Annotated in this window: 18 protein-coding genes; 6 read left to right on the top strand and 12 right to left on the bottom strand. The window is 67.1% G+C overall.

What is annotated here, in order from left to right; genetic code table 11:
- The first annotated feature begins 199 nt into the window (after positions 1 to 199).
- Positions 200 to 1027, top strand: a complete 828-nt coding sequence (locus tag IU452_RS00535; protein WP_195106866.1) for a DUF6319 family protein — start codon at positions 200 to 202, stop codon at positions 1025 to 1027.
- Positions 1028 to 1093: 66 nt separating this feature from the next.
- Here the strand turns inward: IU452_RS00535 and IU452_RS00530 are convergent, their stop codons facing one another.
- Complete coding sequence (locus tag IU452_RS00530) at positions 1094 to 2629, bottom strand: GGDEF domain-containing protein (protein ID WP_195106865.1); 1536 nt, start codon at positions 2627 to 2629, stop codon at positions 1094 to 1096.
- 458 nt (positions 2630 to 3087) lie between these two features.
- Between IU452_RS00530 and IU452_RS00525 the strand changes: the two genes are divergently transcribed.
- From IU452_RS00525 to IU452_RS00515, 3 genes are all read left to right on the top strand, one after another.
- A complete protein-coding gene (locus IU452_RS00525) occupies positions 3088 to 4833 on the top strand; it encodes a sodium:solute symporter family protein (protein ID WP_228816254.1) in 1746 nt (581 codons plus the stop codon).
- Positions 4834 to 4845: 12 nt separating this feature from the next.
- A complete protein-coding gene (locus IU452_RS00520) occupies positions 4846 to 5094 on the top strand; it encodes a hypothetical protein (RefSeq protein ID WP_195106864.1) in 249 nt (82 codons plus the stop codon).
- Between the two features lie 104 nt (positions 5095 to 5198).
- Positions 5199 to 6734, top strand: coding sequence for a M28 family metallopeptidase (locus IU452_RS00515; protein WP_195106863.1), 1536 nt, complete (start codon positions 5199 to 5201; stop codon positions 6732 to 6734).
- A 195-nt stretch (positions 6735 to 6929) separates the two neighbouring features.
- Here the strand turns inward: IU452_RS00515 and IU452_RS00510 are convergent, their stop codons facing one another.
- Positions 6930 to 7124, bottom strand: coding sequence for a hypothetical protein (locus IU452_RS00510; RefSeq protein ID WP_195106862.1), 195 nt, complete (start codon positions 7122 to 7124; stop codon positions 6930 to 6932).
- 3 nt (positions 7125 to 7127) lie between these two features.
- Positions 7128 to 7580: an STAS domain-containing protein gene (locus IU452_RS00505; protein ID WP_195106861.1), complete on the bottom strand. Its 453-nt coding sequence runs from the start codon at positions 7578 to 7580 to the stop codon at positions 7128 to 7130.
- A 297-nt stretch (positions 7581 to 7877) separates the two neighbouring features.
- On the opposite strand from IU452_RS00505, the gene IU452_RS00500 reads away from it, so the two are divergent.
- The gene (locus IU452_RS00500) at positions 7878 to 8201 is read left to right on the top strand and encodes a hypothetical protein (RefSeq protein WP_195106860.1); all 324 of its coding nucleotides are present in this window, start codon (positions 7878 to 7880) and stop codon (positions 8199 to 8201) included.
- A gap of 6 nt (positions 8202 to 8207) precedes the next feature.
- Here the strand turns inward: IU452_RS00500 and IU452_RS00495 are convergent, their stop codons facing one another.
- The 4 genes from IU452_RS00495 to IU452_RS00480 form a co-directional block, all read right to left on the bottom strand.
- On the bottom strand, positions 8208 to 8621 hold the full coding sequence (locus IU452_RS00495) for an arsenate reductase ArsC (RefSeq protein WP_195106859.1): 414 nt from the start codon (positions 8619 to 8621) through the stop codon (positions 8208 to 8210).
- Positions 8622 to 8637: 16 nt separating this feature from the next.
- On the bottom strand, positions 8638 to 9696 hold the full coding sequence (gene arsB, locus IU452_RS00490) for an ACR3 family arsenite efflux transporter (protein WP_195106858.1): 1059 nt from the start codon (positions 9694 to 9696) through the stop codon (positions 8638 to 8640).
- The gene (locus tag IU452_RS00485) at positions 9693 to 10064 is read right to left on the bottom strand and encodes an ArsR/SmtB family transcription factor (protein ID WP_195106857.1); all 372 of its coding nucleotides are present in this window, start codon (positions 10062 to 10064) and stop codon (positions 9693 to 9695) included. The genes arsB and IU452_RS00485 overlap by 4 nt, the downstream gene beginning before the upstream one ends.
- 67 nt (positions 10065 to 10131) lie before the next feature.
- Entirely contained in the window at positions 10132 to 10644 is a 513-nt protein-coding gene (locus IU452_RS00480) for an ArsI/CadI family heavy metal resistance metalloenzyme (protein WP_195106856.1), read from the bottom strand.
- A 99-nt stretch (positions 10645 to 10743) separates the two neighbouring features.
- Between IU452_RS00480 and IU452_RS00475 the strand changes: the two genes are divergently transcribed.
- The gene (locus IU452_RS00475) at positions 10744 to 11103 is read left to right on the top strand and encodes an Rv2640c family ArsR-like transcriptional regulator (protein WP_195106855.1); all 360 of its coding nucleotides are present in this window, start codon (positions 10744 to 10746) and stop codon (positions 11101 to 11103) included.
- A 2-nt stretch (positions 11104 to 11105) separates the two neighbouring features.
- On the opposite strand, the gene IU452_RS00470 is transcribed toward IU452_RS00475, so the two are convergent.
- From IU452_RS00470 to IU452_RS00450, 5 genes are all read right to left on the bottom strand, one after another.
- Positions 11106 to 11513, bottom strand: a complete 408-nt coding sequence (locus tag IU452_RS00470) for a RidA family protein (protein ID WP_195106854.1) — start codon at positions 11511 to 11513, stop codon at positions 11106 to 11108.
- 18 nt (positions 11514 to 11531) lie between these two features.
- A complete protein-coding gene (locus IU452_RS00465) occupies positions 11532 to 12998 on the bottom strand; it encodes a PepSY-associated TM helix domain-containing protein (protein ID WP_228816253.1) in 1467 nt (488 codons plus the stop codon).
- 234 nt (positions 12999 to 13232) lie between these two features.
- The gene (locus tag IU452_RS00460) at positions 13233 to 13811 is read right to left on the bottom strand and encodes a hypothetical protein (RefSeq protein ID WP_324192367.1); all 579 of its coding nucleotides are present in this window, start codon (positions 13809 to 13811) and stop codon (positions 13233 to 13235) included.
- A 64-nt stretch (positions 13812 to 13875) separates the two neighbouring features.
- The gene (locus IU452_RS00455) at positions 13876 to 15534 is read right to left on the bottom strand and encodes an acyl-CoA synthetase (protein ID WP_195106852.1); all 1659 of its coding nucleotides are present in this window, start codon (positions 15532 to 15534) and stop codon (positions 13876 to 13878) included.
- A 208-nt stretch (positions 15535 to 15742) separates the two neighbouring features.
- Positions 15743 to 17410 carry an acyl-CoA synthetase gene (locus IU452_RS00450; protein WP_195106851.1) on the bottom strand — a complete coding sequence of 556 codons (1668 nt, stop codon included), beginning with the start codon at positions 17408 to 17410 and terminating at the stop codon, positions 15743 to 15745.
- Between the last annotated feature and the right edge of the window lie 107 nt (positions 17411 to 17517).

The raw sequence follows: 17517 nt of genomic DNA, 5'->3' as shown, positions 1-17517 counted from the left end.
AATGCGGTAAGTCGCCGCGCGTGGGCGCGGTGGCGCCTACGATCCTTCTGGTTGGATGAGATCGGACCGAACCTGTATGTAGCTCAACATTTGCCGGAACGAGTGGGGCAGCGCGGATAAACCGGGCGATGTGGACTTGTCGGTGCCATGGGGCATGCTCTTGACACGCAGATGTCTACGAGTCCGTCCGGAGTGCACCATGTCGTCCCGTCGAACGAAGCCACAACCGCTGTCCGACACCGAGATTCGGCAGATCGCCACGGAAATCGCTGGTGGTCGGCCGCCGATGGTGTGGTTCACCGCGGCGGCCGTCGGCGTGCCCGAGGGGCGCTCGGGGAAGGTGGTCGCGCTCGGTGATCCCGCCGAGGGTGACTTCCTCCAGGTACGGCCCACCGGATCCAAGGACGTGCTGTCGTTCTCGCCCTCCGAAGTGACGCTGACCAAACCGGCCCGGCGCACCGCGGCCGGGGCGAAGAAGTCCGCGAAGCAGACCCAGGCAACCAGGAAGGACACCGCAGTGACCATGTCGTCGCCCGTGACCACGCCCGTGCCCACGTCGCCGCCGCCCGGCCCGACACCGGCGAATCCCGCTGCCGCCGCGACCGAATCGGCCGACCGATCGACCCCCAGGCCCGCCGACGCCACCTCCAGGCCCGCTGACTCCTCGGCCAAGCCTGCCGATTCCTCCACCAAGCCTGCTGCGAAGCAGTCAGGCGCCGCTCGCCCCGCGCGTGAGAAGGCCGCGCCCGCACGCAAGGCCAAGGCGCCCGAGGTGACGGTCACGCTGTCCGGCACCGCCGACGGCGAGTGGACCGTCGATGTGGTGAACGGCAAGAAGCGCACGGTTCGCGGCCTGTCGGTCTCGGGTTCGGCCGTCGCGCAGGCGGCGAAACTGCTGCACCCGGAGGTCGCCGAGGTCGTCGATTCGGTGCTGGAGTCGGTGCGCACCGCCCAGCGCGCCAAGGTCGAACAGCTGCAGGCAGAACTCGAGCAGGCGCGCCGGATGCTCGACGACCTGTCGGGCTGACGGTCGGCGGATCGGTTGCCGAATCGCGATGGTTCACCGATTCGGCAACCGCGGTGCCGAGGTGGATCAGACCGCGGTCTCGCGCTGCCACGGCCGCCGGGCGACCTCCGGATGCGCTCGGTGCCGCGCGTCGTCGTGGAACGCGTACCCCAGCGAGTACTGCTTGGCGTGGTACATCGCCGAATCCGCCTCGCGCAGCAGGTCGTAGACGGTGGCGTCGGCGCTGCGCGGCCCACCGCAGGCGATTCCGATGCTGGCACCGACTCGCGCCTGGCCGCCGCTGAGCTCGAACGGTGTGTCGAAGGCCGCCAGCAGCCGCTGGGCCAGCACCGTGGCCTCCGCGCGCCCGCCCGCGGCCAGGACGACGAATTCATCCCCGCCGTATCGCGCGGCCAGATCGTCGCGGCGGATCACGCGCCGAATGCGGGCCGCGGCATTGGCGAGCAGCTCGTCGCCGACGGCATGGCCGTGCCCGTCGTTGATCGCCTTGAATCCGTCGAGGTCGATGAACAGCATGCACAGCGGCCGTCCGGCCCACCGGTCGTAATCGACGATGGGTGCGCGCAACAGGGCCGAGCGGTTGAGCAGACCGGTCAGCATGTCGTGATCGGCCTGGTATTGCGCGCGCCGCTCGCTGCGGGCACTGCGCAGGATGGCGCGCTCGCTGCGGGCGAGCACCCCGACCAGCAGGAACGCCAGCAGCGACGACACCACGAGCCGATCGACGGTGCCCAGCCGGGCCCCGACGGTCGGCACCAGGGAGGCCATCACCAGCGCCACCGCGATGAGGCTGGCCCGCCGTCGGGACTGGTGTGGCTCGATGCGGCGGGGCCGGCCGACGGTGACCATGGTCGGATGCAGCGCGGCCAGGCCCACCATTAGATAGGCGGCCAGCATGGGCACCAGCAGCGCGCCGTGGCTCAGCCGCAGCGAGTCGGCGGCCTGCAGGCTGCTGCCGAGGTCGGCGAGCACGATCGACAGCAGGGCCACATGCACCAGTCGCAGCGAGATCTCCGAACGGCTCGAGGACACCATCGAATGGGTGACCAGCGTCAGCACCAAAGCATCGATCACGGGGTAGGCGACCGCGACGACCGTGCTCACGTCCCAGCCGTGCGCGGCATGCAGCAGCGGGGAGATCAGGAAAGTCCACGCCGCCAGCAGCGCACCCAGCCCGATCAGCCCGGAGTCCAGCATCTGGTCGGGATGACAGCTGTGGCTGCGGCGGGGTCGCAGCCACAGGAATGCCGCCACGCCCACGCCGACGTAACCGATGAGCGTCGCCGCGTCGGCGAGCGGAGGCCGGTGATCGGCGAGGCCGTCGCGCGGCATGCCGCCCACCGAGAAGAGCACGACGGCGGCGGCCAACAGGTACCACGCGGTCGGCGCCGTGGGACGATGACGACGAACCCCGGTGCCGACCATCGTCAACGTAGCCGCCATCACCGCGGCGGTCACCACGAATGCCACCGCGCCGGTGTCGGCGATCAGCGGTATCCAGAGGATCGCCGCGCCGACCGCCGCCGCAGTGCGCCAAGACTTTTCGAACCGCCCGCGAAGCAGGCGCCGGATGTCGGTGAGCTGCGGTTCGTCCGGTGTCATCGGCCCCCTTCCGTTCGCTTCGTCCCCGTGGACGACGCCTTCCGTTTCACCCCGATGGACGACGTCTTTCGCTTCGTCCCGATGGACCGTGCCTTTCGCTTCGTCCCGACGGACCGCGCCTCTCGCTTCGCCCCCCGCGCCTTTCGCTTCCTCCCTACGGACCCGCCGGATGGCGGGTGCGAATCCCGAACCGCGGCTTTTCCGTTCGTTCATCGGGAGAGCCGGGGCGTCGAATCACACACGGTGCCTTCAGGATATGGGCAACCGATTCGATCATGGAGGGAAAGACTCGCCTTGTCATGCCCTCTAAACTTGCTGCCCGCGCTTGCGCATCCGGGCCGATGGTCGCGGACACGCACCGGCAGCCGCGTGATCTCACCCTGTGAGCGCTAACAACCCGCTAGGATCCGGACACGGCCCGACCGGTCACACGATGATCCCCTCGACAGGAGAGCTGTATGCCACCCGCTGCTGCGCCCCCAGGAGTTTTCGATTCGGTGCTGGCAGGGGGCACGGCACGCACTTCCCTACTGGCCGAGGGCACCACCCTGCGACTGGATGCGGCACCCGTCGACTACGCCCTGGTCGCACTGTATTTCGTCTTCGTGCTCGGCATCGGCCTGCTGGCCCGCCAGCGCGTGTCGTCGAGTATCGACTTCTTCCTGTCCGGCCGTTCGCTGCCGGCGTGGGTGACCGGCCTGGCATTCATCTCGGCGAATCTGGGTGCGGTCGAGATCATGGGCATGTCGGCCAACGGCGCCCAGTACGGCATGCCGACCATGCATTACTTCTGGATCGGCGCGGTGCCCGCCATGCTGTTCCTCGGCGTGGTGATGATGCCGTTCTACTACGGCTCGAAGGTGCGCAGCGTTCCCGAGTTCATGCGCCGCCGCTTCGGCACCGGTGCACATCTGGTGAACGCCATCAGTTTCGCGCTGGCGCAGGTGCTGATCGCGGGCGTGAACCTGTATCTGCTGGGCTCGATCCTGAATGTGCTGCTGGGATGGCCACTGTGGGTGTCGGTGATCGTCGCCGCGGTGATCGTTCTCTCCTACATCACCCTCGGTGGCCTGTCGGCCGCGATCTACAACGAGGTGCTGCAGTTCTTCGTCATCGTGGCCGCGCTGCTGCCGCTGACCCTCGTCGGCCTGCACCGGGTCGGTGGGATCGACGGATTGAAGGACAAGGTGACGGCGTCGCCGGGCGGCGCCGAGCAGTTGCACTCCTGGCCCGGTAACGAGCTCAGCGGTTTCGGCAACAACATCCTGTCGGTCGTCGGCATCGTGTTCGGACTGGGTTTCGTGCTCTCGTTCGGGTACTGGACGACCAACTTCGTCGAGGTGCAGCGCGCGTTGGCGACGCATTCGATCTCCGCGGCGCGGCGCACCCCGATCATCGGCGCCTATCCGAAGATGTTCGTGCCCTTCATCGTCGTGGTGCCCGGCATGATCAGCGCGGTGCTGGTGCCGCAGATGGCCGAGTACAAGGCGACGGGACAGGGCGACGTCACCTACAACCAGGCGCTGCTGTATCTGATGAAGGCCGTGCTGCCCAACGGACTTCTGGGGGTGGCGCTCGCGGGCCTGCTGGCCGCGTTCATGGCCGGTATGGCGGCCAACATCTCGGCGTTCAATACGGTGTTCAGCTACGACCTGTGGCAGCAGTACGTGGTCAAGGACAAGCCGGACGGCTACTACCTGACCGTCGGGCGGCTCGCGACCGTGGGCGCCACCGTGGTCGCGATCGGCACCGCGTTCATCGCAGGCAGCTTCTCGAACATGATGGACTACCTGCAGACGCTGTTCTCGTTCTTCAACGCGCCGTTGTTCGCGACATTCATCCTCGGTATGTTCTGGAAGAGGATGACGCCCACGGCCGGTTGGGTCGGCCTGGTGTTCGGAACCCTCTCCGCGGTCGTGATTTTCGTGCTGCACCAGACCGAGGTGTTCCACCTGTCCGGTCAGGGCGCGAGTTTCCTCGCCGCCGGTGTGGCGTTCGTGGTCGACATCGTGCTCAGTGTCGCGGTGAGCAAGGTGACCGCGCCCAAACCCGCCGCCGAGCTCGTCGGCCTGGTGCATTCCGAAACCCCGAAGGAGCAGCTGCAGGATCCGGAATCCCCCTCGCTGCCCTGGTACCAACGGCCCGTACTGCTGGCCGGTATCGCGCTGGTGATCGTCATCGCGCTGAACATCTTCGTCGGATAAGGAAGTGACGCAATGCTTTTCGATATCCGTACCATCGTAGGCGCGCTGCTCGGCTGCTACGGCGTGATCCTGGTCGTCACCGGCCTGGTGGGCGAGACCGCGGAGGAACGCGCCCGCGCCGGTGGCTGGAACCCCAACCTGTGGGCGGGCATCGGCATGGTCGTGGTCGCCCTGGCCTTCGTCGCCTGGGTCGTGCTGCGCCCGGTCAAGGAGCTGGTTCACGAAAACCCGGAGACTCCGGAGGCTCCCACCACCGACTAGGCCGTCAACCCCTTACCTTATTTTTTCCGTTGAGGTTTCACAAAGGCGACATATCGGCTTGACTCCGATCATCGGGATTAACCCGTTTCTTTGGAGGAGCCGATATGACCCGCATCTTCCGCCGTGCGAGAACCGGCCGCGTCATCGCCGCGGCCGTCGCTCTGCCGCTCGTACTACCGCTCGTGCTGACGGAGTCCGCGACCGCCGACCCCGGTGCGCCACCCGAGCGACAATTGGCCAACTCGGTCCAGCCGCCCAATATCAGCAGGCACCTGCAGGAGTTCCAGAACATCGCCAACGCCAACGGCGGCACCCGCGCCGCGGGCACTCCCGGCTACGACGCCTCCCGCGACTATGTGGCAGGAAGGCTCCGCAGCGCGGGCTACCAGGTGACGACGCAGCAGTTCGATTTTCCGTTCTTCCGCGAACGGTCGACGGCAGTCATGGAGCAGGTCTCACCCGAGCCCAAGACGTACAAGCCGACGCCGCCGGACGGCGAGGAACTCGGCGACTTCGCGACCCTGACCTATTCGGGCTCGGGCGAGACGACCGGGACGGTGCAGGGCGTCGATCTCGTGTTGCCGCCGGGGCCGGAGCCGAACTCCTCGACCTCGGGCTGTGAGGCCGCGGACTTCGCCGGCTTCACCCGCGGCAATATCGCCCTGTTGCAGCGCGGCACCTGCCCCTTCGGCGACAAGGCCCGAAATGCGCAGGCCGCCGGGGCCTCCGGCGTGATCATCTTCAACGAGGGGCAGCCGGGCCGTACCGATACCTTCGCCGGGACGCTCGGCGAGCCGGGCATCACCGTGCCGGTGGTCGGCGCGAGCTTCGCCGTCGGCGAGGACCTCGCCTCCCCGGCGAATACGGTCGTCCGGCTGAAGACCGATACCGAGAGCATGATCCGCACGACACACAACGTGGTGGCGGAGACCAAACAAGGCAACCCCGACAAGGTCGTCATGGCGGGGGCGCACCTCGATTCCGTGGTCCACGGCCCGGGCATCAACGACAACGGTTCCGGCAGCGCGGGTCTGCTGGAGGTCGCACTGCAGATGGCCACGTTCCAGCCGCGGAACAAGGTCCGGTTCGCGTGGTGGGGCGCCGAGGAGCTCGGCCTGCTCGGCTCCGAGCACTACGTGGCGAATCTGCCGGAGGCCGAACGCAACAAGATCGCCCTCTATCTCAACTTCGACATGATCGGTTCGCCGAATTTCGCGTACAAGATCTATGACGGCAGCGAGGGAGGACCGCCCGGATCCGCCGAGATCGAGAAGACCTTCGCCCGCTACTTCGACTTCCTCCGCATCCCGCATGTCCCCACGCCGTTCGACGGTCGCTCGGACTACGGCCCGTTCATCGCGGTCGGAATCCCGGCCGGTGGCCTGTTCACCGGCGCGGAGGGCATCAAGACACCCGAAGAACAGCAGATGTTCGGCGGCCAGGCAGGCCAGCCCTACGACCCCTGCTACCACCGTCCCTGCGACACCACCACCAACATCAGTGACAGGGCGCTGACGGTGAACACCGGCGCGATCGCCTACGCGGTCGGGACCTACGCCTTCAGCGCAGACCCACCCGTCCGCAAGCCGGCGTCGAGGCCCGCCCCCTTCACCGCGGAAGGCCCCATATCCCATAGGTAGCGCCTAACCGGGAAACCAACAGCCGCACCCTTCGTGCGCCTTCGCACCCACTACGACCCGCCGTAGTGGGTGCGAACCGCGAGAAGGGTTGCGGCTGTTCACCGTTCGTCGCTCTCGTCAGATAACTGCAGCACTGCTCCAAGTAGAAACATATTGCGAAGTGGATCATTCAGAAGGTGTAAGGCCGAGTAAAAGTCAGTCGGACTGGGACTGCTGCAGACCTCGAATCATTGCCCTGGCCTCTTCCAGGAGGGTCAGCAACTGGTTGAGTTTCGCGGCGTTCGGGCTTTCCGGATCCTGGTAGGCAATTTCCAGGCGAATGCTCTCCGTCGTAGCTGCCGCGCGTGCCGCCAGCTCGGCGAGTCTGTGATCGAGATCATCCGTGTCCATGGTCTACACGTCCTCCCCCGGATCTACACGTCCCCTGCATGTATCGGTGCCGATACGCCGCAGCGCCGTGGCGATGTCGGGGTACTGGGGGATCTGTTCGTCCAAGCCCGCGACGGTGAGCATCCAGGCCGCCACCGGCGGTACCTGCGCCAGACACAGGGTCTTTCGGGCTGTCTTGCCCAGACTGGAGGCATCGGTCAGGACGTGCAGCCCCGCCGAACCGAGAAAGCCCAACCGTGATAGATCGATGACCACCGCACCGCCGGCTGGGACCAGGGCGACGGCGAGCTCGAGGTGATTGTGCCAGGCGGCCTTTGTACTCTGGTCGACGTCTCCATCGACGTGTAGCACGACCGCCGATCCGGTGGTTCGATGCCGGACCCGCAACTGCTTCGTATCCCGAGACCGTTCGGAGCCGACCGGGTGGCGCGGCGAGCGCCATCGGTACTGGGTCATGGCATGCAACCTCTCGTCCTCAACTATTGATCGGGGAGACGCCGGTGCCTTTTCTCGACAGCCAACCGCCTGGAGAATCGCTGCAATAGGTAATACCCGGACCGCAGTTTATGAAACCGTAATTGTCGCGTGGTGGGTCGTTATCTGAACCTTATTGGCGGACAACCTTCTTCGATGCGTGAGTTGGTTTGCCTGCCGCCTGCCGAGGTAATCCGGTCACAGGCGCATCGTCGTTGTCGGCGCCCAGGACGGAGGGACGGCATGGGGTGCGGCTCGTACAGGGGGGAGGGGCCCGGGATGGATGATCTTCAACGCAGAGTCCTGACCGCTGTCCGGCACGCCCGCAGCGGGCTGGAGCCCGCCGACGCGCGGCTGCTCCACAAACGTGTCTTGGAGCTACGTGCCGAGGTCGTCGATGCCGACTACAACCCCGCCGATCGGCTTCGGCTCATCACCTTCTGCGCGGAAGCACACGCCGCCGCTCAGTGGGCGCTCGGCCGACCCAGCACGAATCTGGTTGCACCGCATCCGACGTCGAACGCAACGTATCGACCCCGCCACGATCTGGCGGGCCGACGGAGTTTCACCAAGAGCGTCGCCGGCGGCCGGCTCACCCGGTAGCGATCGTCATGCCCGTGACGGAATGCCGAGTTCGTCGAGCAGGCCGCGGATCCGGCGCTCGATCTCGTCGCGAATCGGGCGGATCGCGTCGATGCCATGCCCGGCAGGGTCGTCGAGTGTCCAGTCCAGATAGCGCTTTCCCGGGAAGTAGGGGCAGGCGTCACCGCAGCCCATCGTGATCACCACGTCCGACGCCTCGACCGCTTCGGTAGTGAGGGCCTTGGGCATTTCGGCGGAGATGTCGATGCCGATCTCCCGCATTGCCTCCACCACAGCCGGATTGACCCGGCCGGCCGGGGTGGAGCCCGCGGAACGCACCTCGACGTGGTCTCCCGCGAGATGGGCGAGGAATGCGGCGGCCATCTGGGAGCGTCCGGCGTTGTGTACGCAGACGAACAGCACACTGGGTATGGAAGACATTGGCACCATGAGGCTTTCAAGTGGTGGGGAAGCGATTGCGCAGGGCGAGAGAGACGTAGACCAAGCCCACCAGGACGGGGACCTCGATGAGAGGTCCGACGACACCGGCGAGAGCCTGGCCGGAGGAGGCGCCGTAGGTGGCGATCGCGACGGCGATAGCGAGTTCGAAGTTGTTGCCCGCGGCGGTGAATGCCATGGTCGTGGCGCGGGCGTAGCCCAGCCGCAGCAGCGCGCCGAGCAGGTAGCCGCCGCCCCACATGAGCGCGAAGTACGCCAGCAGCGGGATCGCGATCCGCACGACATCCACGGGATGAGAGGTGATCTGCTTGCCCTGCAGGGCGAACAGGATGACGATCGTGAACAGCAGCCCGTACAACGCCCACGGTCCCAGTCGCGGCAGCAGCGCGGACTCGTACCAGGCACGGCCCCTTGCCCTTTCGCCGAGGCGGCGGGTCAGGAATCCGGCCAGCAATGGGATGCCGAGAAAGATCAGCACGGATGTCGCGATCTGCCACGGTGAGATGTCGATCGTCGTCTGGTCCAGATCGAGCCATCCGGGCAGCACCGACAGGTAGAACCAGCCCAGCACGGCGAACATGACGACTTGGAACAGCGAGTTCAGCGCCACCAGTACGGCGGCGGCTTCCCGGTCACCGCAGGCGAGGTCGTTCCAGACGATCACCATCGCGATGCACCTGGCCAGGCCGACGATGATCAGGCCGGTGCGATATTCGGGCAGGTCGGGCAGCAGCAGCCAGGCGAGCGCGAACATCAGCGCGGGCCCGATCACCCAGTTCAGGATCAGTGAGCCGAGCAGGAGGCCGCGGTCGGCGGTGACGGTGTCCAGTCGGTCGTAGCGGACCTTGGCCAGCACCGGATACATCATCACCAGCAGGCCGATCGCGATCGGCAGCGAGATTCCGTCGAACTCGACCGCCGACAGTCCCGTGCCCAAGCCCGGAATCAGGCGGCCCAGCAGCAGGCCCACTGCCATCGCCGCGCCGATCCACACCGGCAGGAACCGGTCGAGGCCCGACAGTTTGCCTACGACGGCCGGGCGTTCGACCGTCGTCATGCGGTCACTCCCATGCCCGCCTCGATCGCCAGCATGTGCGAAAGTCGTTGCAGTGCTTCGGGAACCACGCGGTAGTACACCCAGGAGGCGCGGCGTTCGCTGGTCAGCAGGCCGGCCTCGCGCAGCACCTTCAGATGATGGGAGACGGTCGGCTGCGTGACGTCGATGCCCTCGGACAGGTCGCAGACGCACGCCTCGCCTCCGGTGCGGGAAGCGATCGCCGACAACAGCCGCAGTCGCACCGGATCGGCCAGCGCTTTGAACAGGGCGGCCAGTTCGGTCGCGTCCCGTGCGGTCAGCGGCGGCCTCGTGCGAGGTGTGGCCTCGCAGGACGAGGCCACACTCAACGGCAGTTCCGACTTCGACATCCATCTATATTGACAAATATCGAATCCGGGAGCAAGCGAACGGCAGGTGACTTCCCTCGCTCTCGGGTCAGCCGCAGCAGCTCGCGCCGGACGCCACGGCCTTCTGCTTGGCATCGGTGCCGCAGCACGCGCCCTCGGCGGCGGCGTCCTCGGCGGTGCCGCAGCAGGCCTGGACGGCCTCGGCATCGGTGAGTTCGGTTGTGGTGCCGAATGTTTCGGTGTCGGCCAGGACGGTGTAGACCTCCCAGCGCTCGGCGTCGGGACCGGTGACCCACACCTTGTCCTGAGTGGCGAAACAACAGGTTGTCGCGATCTGCTCCTCGGTGAACAGGCCCGCCTCGGACAAGCGGGCGATCTCGGTATGTACCTGGTCGGAGGTTTCGACCTCGACGCCGAGGTGGTTGATGCTGCCGCCGTGGCCGGAGTTCTCGATGAGCACCAGCTTGAGCGGGGGCTCGGCGATGGCGAAGTTGGCGTAGCCGGGCTTGCGCTTGGCGGGTTCGGCGCCGAAGAGGGTCGAGTAGAACGTGACGGCCTGATCGAGGTCGTCGACGTTGAGGGCGAGTTGGATGCGGGACATGGGGGAACCTCCACTTGTGTGACATATGTCGAAGAACCGACGTGACCGAGTCTGCTCACCTTTTCGACATATGTCAATGCCTCGGGTACTGTTGATCTCATGCCCAAGGCATTGCCCGTCATCGATATGTCCGCCCCGGTCTGCTGCCCGCCCGTCGCCGCGCGACCGGTCGGCGACGACGATGCCCTGCAGGTTGCCTTGCGGCTCAAGGCGATTGCCGATCCGGTGCGCGTCAAACTGATGTCGCTGCTCCTGACCAGCCCCCTCGGCGAGGAGAACGGCGGCGACCTCGCCACGGCGGTCGGCCTATCCGAGTCGACGGTCAGTCATCACCTCGGCCAGCTCCGCAAGGCCGGCTTGATCGAATCCGAACGCCGCGGCATGAACACCTTCCACCGCCCCCGCCGCGACGCCCTCACCGCCCTCTGCGTGGTCCTGGACCCGAACTGCTGCCCCTGACGTCAATCCAGCACGGCGGCAACCGCTTCGATCTCGACCAGTTGGTCGTCATAGCCGAGCACCGTGACGCCCAGCAGTGTGCTGGGCGCATCGTGCTCACCGAACGTGTCGCGGACAACCTCCCAGGCCGTGATCAGGTCCTCCTGCCGGGAGGATGCGACGAGCACCCGCGTGCTGATCACATTCTCGAGTTCGGCACCCGCCTCGCGCAGCGCAATCCTCAGGTTTTCGACCGCCTTCGCCGCCTGGCCCGCGTAGTCCCCGACGGCTGCCGTGCTGCCGTCGGCGTTCAGCGGGCAGGCACCGGCGAGGAAGATCAGCCGCGCCTCCGCCGGCGCCGTGGCGGCGTAGGCGTACTCGGCGACATCGGACAGCACGCGAGACCTGATCAGGTTCACACTCTTCGGCACGAGCCCATTCTGCCGTTCTCAGGCGGGCGTGCGGCGGCGTTGCACAAGTCCCACAACCACATCCACGATCAGGAAGCCCAGCAGGGTGATGCCTACCAAGGGGGCGAACCATCCGACCAGGGCGGCGATGACGATGAGCGGGAGGGTGAGGGCCAGCGGGGCGCGTCGGAGGGCGCCGCGGCGGGGGCCCTTGGCCAAGGCGAGACCTGGTCGGGTCGGGCGGCGCCGCCACCACATGACATAGCCCCGCACGATCACCGTGATCAGCGCGATCATCGTGGCCAGCAGGAGCAGTTGGTTGGCCAGGCCGAACAGCAGGCCCATGTGCAGGGCGATGCCCCAGTTGGTGAGTTTGGCCATCAGTGGCCAGTCCGAATAACGCAGGAGGTCGACGACATCGCCGGTCTTCCCGTCCACCGCGATGGAGTCCTGTGTGTAGACCCCCGGCATGCGGCGCTCCTTCGCGACGAAGGCCACGCCGTCGGTGGACGGGACGGAAATCTCCACCGGCCCCTCGATGCCGTGCCCGCGCGCGACCGCGAACACCTTGTCCAGCTGGGCGGCTCGGTCCGCGGGGACGGGCGCACCCATCCGATGCCCGCCACCGTGGTTGTCGTGCTCGCCGCCCGCCGCCACGGCCGGACCGGTCGAGCCGGGGAGCTTGGTGTCGACCGCGGGCGTGGTCCAGCTCAGCTGCTGCCGCAGCTGGTCGACGTGTTCACCGGCGTAGGTCGACCACGTCATGCCGGTCGCGGAGAGGAACAGCACCGGCAACAGCACCCAGATACCCACCGCCGCATGCCAATTCAACGTGCGGCCGCGCCCGGTGCGGGAGCGGTCCGGCCACAGCAGCCACCGCGTCGAGCGGCGCTCGCGCCGCGAACGCACCCGCCGCCACCAGACCACCAGCCCCGCCAGCGCGACGATCCACATCCACGACGCGGCCATTTCGCTGTAGAGCCGCCCGAACTGCCCGAGGTGAAGATCCTTGTGCAGCACATCGATCCAGGTGCGCATCGGCAGCGCGCCGGAGCTGCCGTACACCACACTGGTGCCGACCGGCCGTGCCGTCGAAGGATCGACGAATACCGCCCGCCGCTCGGATTCACCCAGCGAGGGGTCGGTGAAGATCACCCGCGTGGTGTCGCCCGCATTCTGTGCGGGGGAGACGGCCGCCAGCGTGAGATCCGGCTCGGTCGCGACCGCGGCCGCCACCTGCTCCGACAGCGGCCGCGCGGGGCCTGTCGAATCCACGTGCAGCAGACCACGATCCACGATCGTCTCGAGAGTGGGCGCAATCGAGTACAACGCGCCGGTGATCGCGGCGATCAGAATGAACGGCGCCACGAAGACACCCGCATAGAAATGCAGCCGCATCGCCAGCGCCCGCAGCGCGTTCCCGGCCTGCGGTCGATCGGTGCCGGAGGGCTCCGGCGACGGTTGCTCCGATTGCGAGTCGGCAGCCGGAATTTCGGTAATGCTCAAGGGAAGTGCTCCTGTTCGAGAGGCACCCACAGGTAGGCAGACTCGGCCTCTCGCCATTCCGGCCTGCACCGCCGGCGCATCGTCGATTCGACGTGCTCGGCCGGAGGATCCCGGCCGAAAGCACGCCGGGATGACGGGAGCCCTCCGTAGGGGCCGTGCCGGGACCACAGAGTGAGCGCCCGAGATCGAGGCGCGATCGGTCTGTTCGCGAAAGTGCCCGTGGATGTAAGGAAATCAGACTCGAACGGGCAGGGGAGGGCCGCGTGTGCGGAAGGTGTCCGCCGCGAAGATGCGCAGGATTACGCGATCGCGGTGGGTGATGCGGTAGCACGGAGGGCCGGGGATGGGTGGGGTGTGCAGGAGGACCGGAAGGACACGGGACAGGACACCGGTGCCGATTCGGTAGGCGGCTTCCGCGCCGAGGATCACGATGGCGGCGCAGACGGTGGCCAGGATGTGGGCGGTCACCATCGTCGGGGTCCATACGGACTTGGCGTGGTGCATCATGCCGACCGACATCGACGTATGCCCCAGCAACTGACCGCCCACCAGCGCGGCGACCAGACCGATCGCGGTGCTGCGCAACGGACCGAGGCCCACCACCAGCGCACCGACGATCATGGAACCGGCCGCGAGCAGCGCCACGGTGCTGGACTGCAGGCTCATCCCGTCCGAGGCCCAGCCGTGCGCCGCCACCGACAACGCCCCCGACACCGATCCGGCCGATCCCCCGCGCAACCGCGCCACGGCGGCCCGACGCGAATGCGCCGCCGCCGTCTCGCGGGCCGGGGATCGGCCGGAATCGATAATCACGCGCCGATTTTAGCCGACCATTTACGGCATTATTCCCGGCGCTTCACGACAATTCCGAATGGAATCAGTCGCCGACCGCTTCCATTTCCGCCAGCGACTTGCGCAGCAACTTTCCGGTGGCGTTGCGGGGCAGTTCGTCGAGGAAGATGACCTCACGCGGCACCTTGTAGCGGGCCAGGTTGGCCTTCACGTAGTTCTTGATCTCCTGGGCATCCCGCTTGGAGTCGGGTCCCGGGACGACGAAGGCGCGCAGGCGTTTGCCGAATTCCCGATCGTCGACGCCGATGACGGCCGCCTCGAGCACATCGTGGCGATTGGCGATGAGGTGTTCGACCTCCTGCGGGAAGACGTTCTCGCCGCCGGAGACGATCATGTCGTCGTCGCGGCCGTCGATGAACAGCAGCCCGTTCTCGTCGAAGTGGCCGACGTCGCCGGAGGACATCATGCCGTCGACGGTCTCCTTGGTGCGGCCGTCGGTGTAGGCCTTGAACGAGTGCGCGTTCTCGATGAAGATCGTGCCGGTCACATTCGGCTCGGTGATGCGCTTGCGGTTCTCGTCGTAGAGCGCCAGCCGGATGCCGAGCGGCGGGCGGCCCGCGGTATCGGGCGCTATGCGCAGGTCCTCCGGCGTCGCGACGGTGATCACCGCGCATTCGGTGGAGCCGTACACGTTGTAGAGGACGTCGCCGAAGAAGTCGAGGCTGCGGGTGACCACGTCCGGCGGGATCGCCGATCCGGCGGCGAAGACCATCTGCAGCGACGACACGTCGTATTTGGCGAGGGTCTCCGGCGGCAGGTCGAGCATGCGCTGCAGCATGGTCGGCACCACGACCAGCGAGGTCGCCTTGTACTTGTCGATATTGGCGAGGGTCGTCTCCGGATCGAAGCGGCGCTGCTGGAAGATCATCCGATTGCCCAGGGCCAGGCCGAGGGTGAACTGGGACAGGCCGGTCGCATGGAAGACGGGCGCGGCCACCACCATCGAACCGTTGCGGGGCAGCGGGATCCGGTCCAGGAACTGCGCGGAGATGAACGGGCTGACCTTCTCCCGCGGTGCGCCCTTCGGGGTGCCGGTGGTACCGCTGGTGAGGATGACCATGCCGCCCGGCTTCTCGGGGGCGGGGACCGGGTCGGGCGACTGCCCCGCACGCAGCGAATCCAGGGTCGGGGTCGACGGATCGACGCCGTCCTGCTCGTCCACCCAGGTCAGCACGCGCGGGATGGCGGCGGGGATGGCGCTCATCAGCTCCACGAACTCACTGTCGTGCAGCACCGCCTTGACCTTCTCCCGCGCGGCCACGTCCGCGAACTGCGGTTTGGCGAAGCCGGTGTTCATCAGCACCGCCCGCACGCCGAGCTTGCCGGTGGCGGTCAGGCTCAGCACCATGCCGCGATGGTCGCGCGCCAGCAGCGCCACCACATCACCTTGGCGCAGCCCCTGTGCGGCCAGGCCGCGGGCGAGCTGGTTGGACTGGGCGTCGACCTCCCCGAAGGTCATCTCGCCGCGCTCGTCCACCAGGGCGGGAAGGTTCGGAGTGGTCTGCGCGACGTGCATGACGACGCCGGCGAACGGGCCGAATTTGCCCACATTGAGCGCGGAGCGGACCGCATGATCGGGGCGCAGGGGATTGAACAGCCCCCGCTTGCGCATGGTGTTGGCGCCCAGGGCCAGATCTCCGGCCTTACGGAGCGCAGTGCTGACTGACGGAAGGACAGCTGACATAGGTACAACCTTCCGCGATACCGCCGGGTGGCTGGCGGACCGCAACTTCGAGATCCAGTGCAGCGCTAACCCTAGCAAGCACTCCAGCCGCGTTGTGGTCAGCGTCTCTGTAACCGACAGTACCGTTATAACTGGCAGGTTGCTCTGTGAGATTTACGTCATTACTACGGGCCCGGTACCCCGTGCCGCCCGGTCAGGCGCTCTTCCGTTATTCCGGTTTGCTCTCGGCCGGGATCTCGTACTCCACCAGCTGCCTACGCAGCAGTTTTCCCGTCGCATTGCGGGGCAGCTCGTCCAGGAATACCACGTCGCGGGGCACCTTGTAGCGGGCCAGATTGCCCTTCACGTACGCCTTGATGTCCTCGGCGTCGGGTGTGGCGCCCGCCTCGGGCACGATGAACGCGCGCAGCCGCTTGCCGAATTCGACGTCGTCCACGCCGACCACCGCGGCGTCGAAGATGTCGGGCCGTTCCAGCAGCAGGTTCTCCACCTCCTGGGGGAACACGTTCTCGCCGCCGGAGACGATCATGTCGTCGTCGCGGCCGTCGACGAACAGCAGCCCGTGCTCGTCGAAGTGCCCGACATCGCCGGAGGACATGAAGCCGTCGATGACCTGCTTGTGGCGGCCGTCGGTGTAGCCCTCGAACGCGAGGATGGAGCGGACGAAGATGCGGCCGGTGACGTTGCGTTCGTGAATGCGGCGGCCCTCGTCGTCGAACAGCGCCACCTCGCAGGTGACCGGGGAGCGTCCCGCGGCGCCGGGAGCCAGCGCCAGGTCCTGTGGGTTGGCCACCGTGGCGACCGCGCATTCGGTGGAGCCGTACAGGTTGTAGAGCACCGGGCCGAACGCCTCGGTGGCGCGGAGGGTGAGTTCCGGTGACAGGGACGACCCGGCCATCAGGATGATCTTCAGCGACGACAGGTCGTACTTCGCACGGATCGCCGGGTCCACTTCGACCATCCGGTGCACCATGGTCGGCACCGCCACCAACATCTCGACCTTGTGTTCGGCCATCAGGCGCAGCGTGTTCTCCGCGTCGAAGCGGCGGACGAGCACGACGGTGTTGCCGAATCCGGTGCCGATCAGCCAGCCGGTCAGGCCGGTGCTGTGGAAGATCGGCGACACGATCATGATCGTGCCCTGGTGCGGGAACGGGATGCGGTCGATGATCTGGGCGGTCGACAGCGGCGACACCGTCTTGCGCGCCGCACCCTTGGGCAGGCCCGTGGTGCCGCTGGTGAGGATGATGAAGCCGCCGGGCTTCTGCGGCAGCGGCAGCGGTTCGGTGGAGTTGGCCGCGATCAGCTCGTCGAGAGTGGTTGCGCCGGTGGGAAGTTCGGCGCCCTCGTCGACCCAGGTGAGCACCCGCGGCAGGTCCGCCGGCAGGGCGTCGAGCAGGCCGACGAATTCGCTGTCGTGCAGCACCGCTCGCACGTTCTCGCGCTGGCACACCTCGGCGAACTGTGGTTTGGCGAAGCCGGTGTTCATCAGCGCCATCCGCACACCGAGTTTGCCCGCCGCCGCCATGGTCAGCACCAGCCCGCGGTGGTCACGAGCCAGAATCCCGATCACCATGCCGGGTGCGATACCCATCTCGCGCAGCCCGCGTGCCAGGGCCGTGGACTGCTCGTCGAGCTGCCGGTATGTCAGCGGTCCGCGCTCATCGATCACGCCCGTCCGCTGCGGCCACATCCGCGCCGCATGCCTGATCTGGGTTGCCTGCGGGCCCAGGACCTTGACCTCCTTGGCCGTGCGCAGCACCTCCCGGGGTTTGCCGAGGTCGATGAATCCTCGTTGCCGCAGTACGTCGATTCCTCGCACGGCCTCCGCCGTGCGAGTCATCTTGCGCTGCAGACCCTGCAGAACCGAGACCATCTCGACCACCTCCATGCCACGGTCTAGCCGCACGGCCGCACCGGACCGGCCGCGTGGTGTGGACGCTAGCAGCCGGATGTGGCCAGGGATGCGGAAATTCGGACAAC

It is taken from the genome of Nocardia transvalensis, from assembly GCF_015477765.1.
GTDB classification, from domain to species: domain Bacteria; phylum Actinomycetota; class Actinomycetes; order Mycobacteriales; family Mycobacteriaceae; genus Nocardia; species Nocardia transvalensis_A.
Note: the sequence above shows the minus strand (reverse complement) of the source record. Positions and strands in the feature narration are given on the sequence as shown.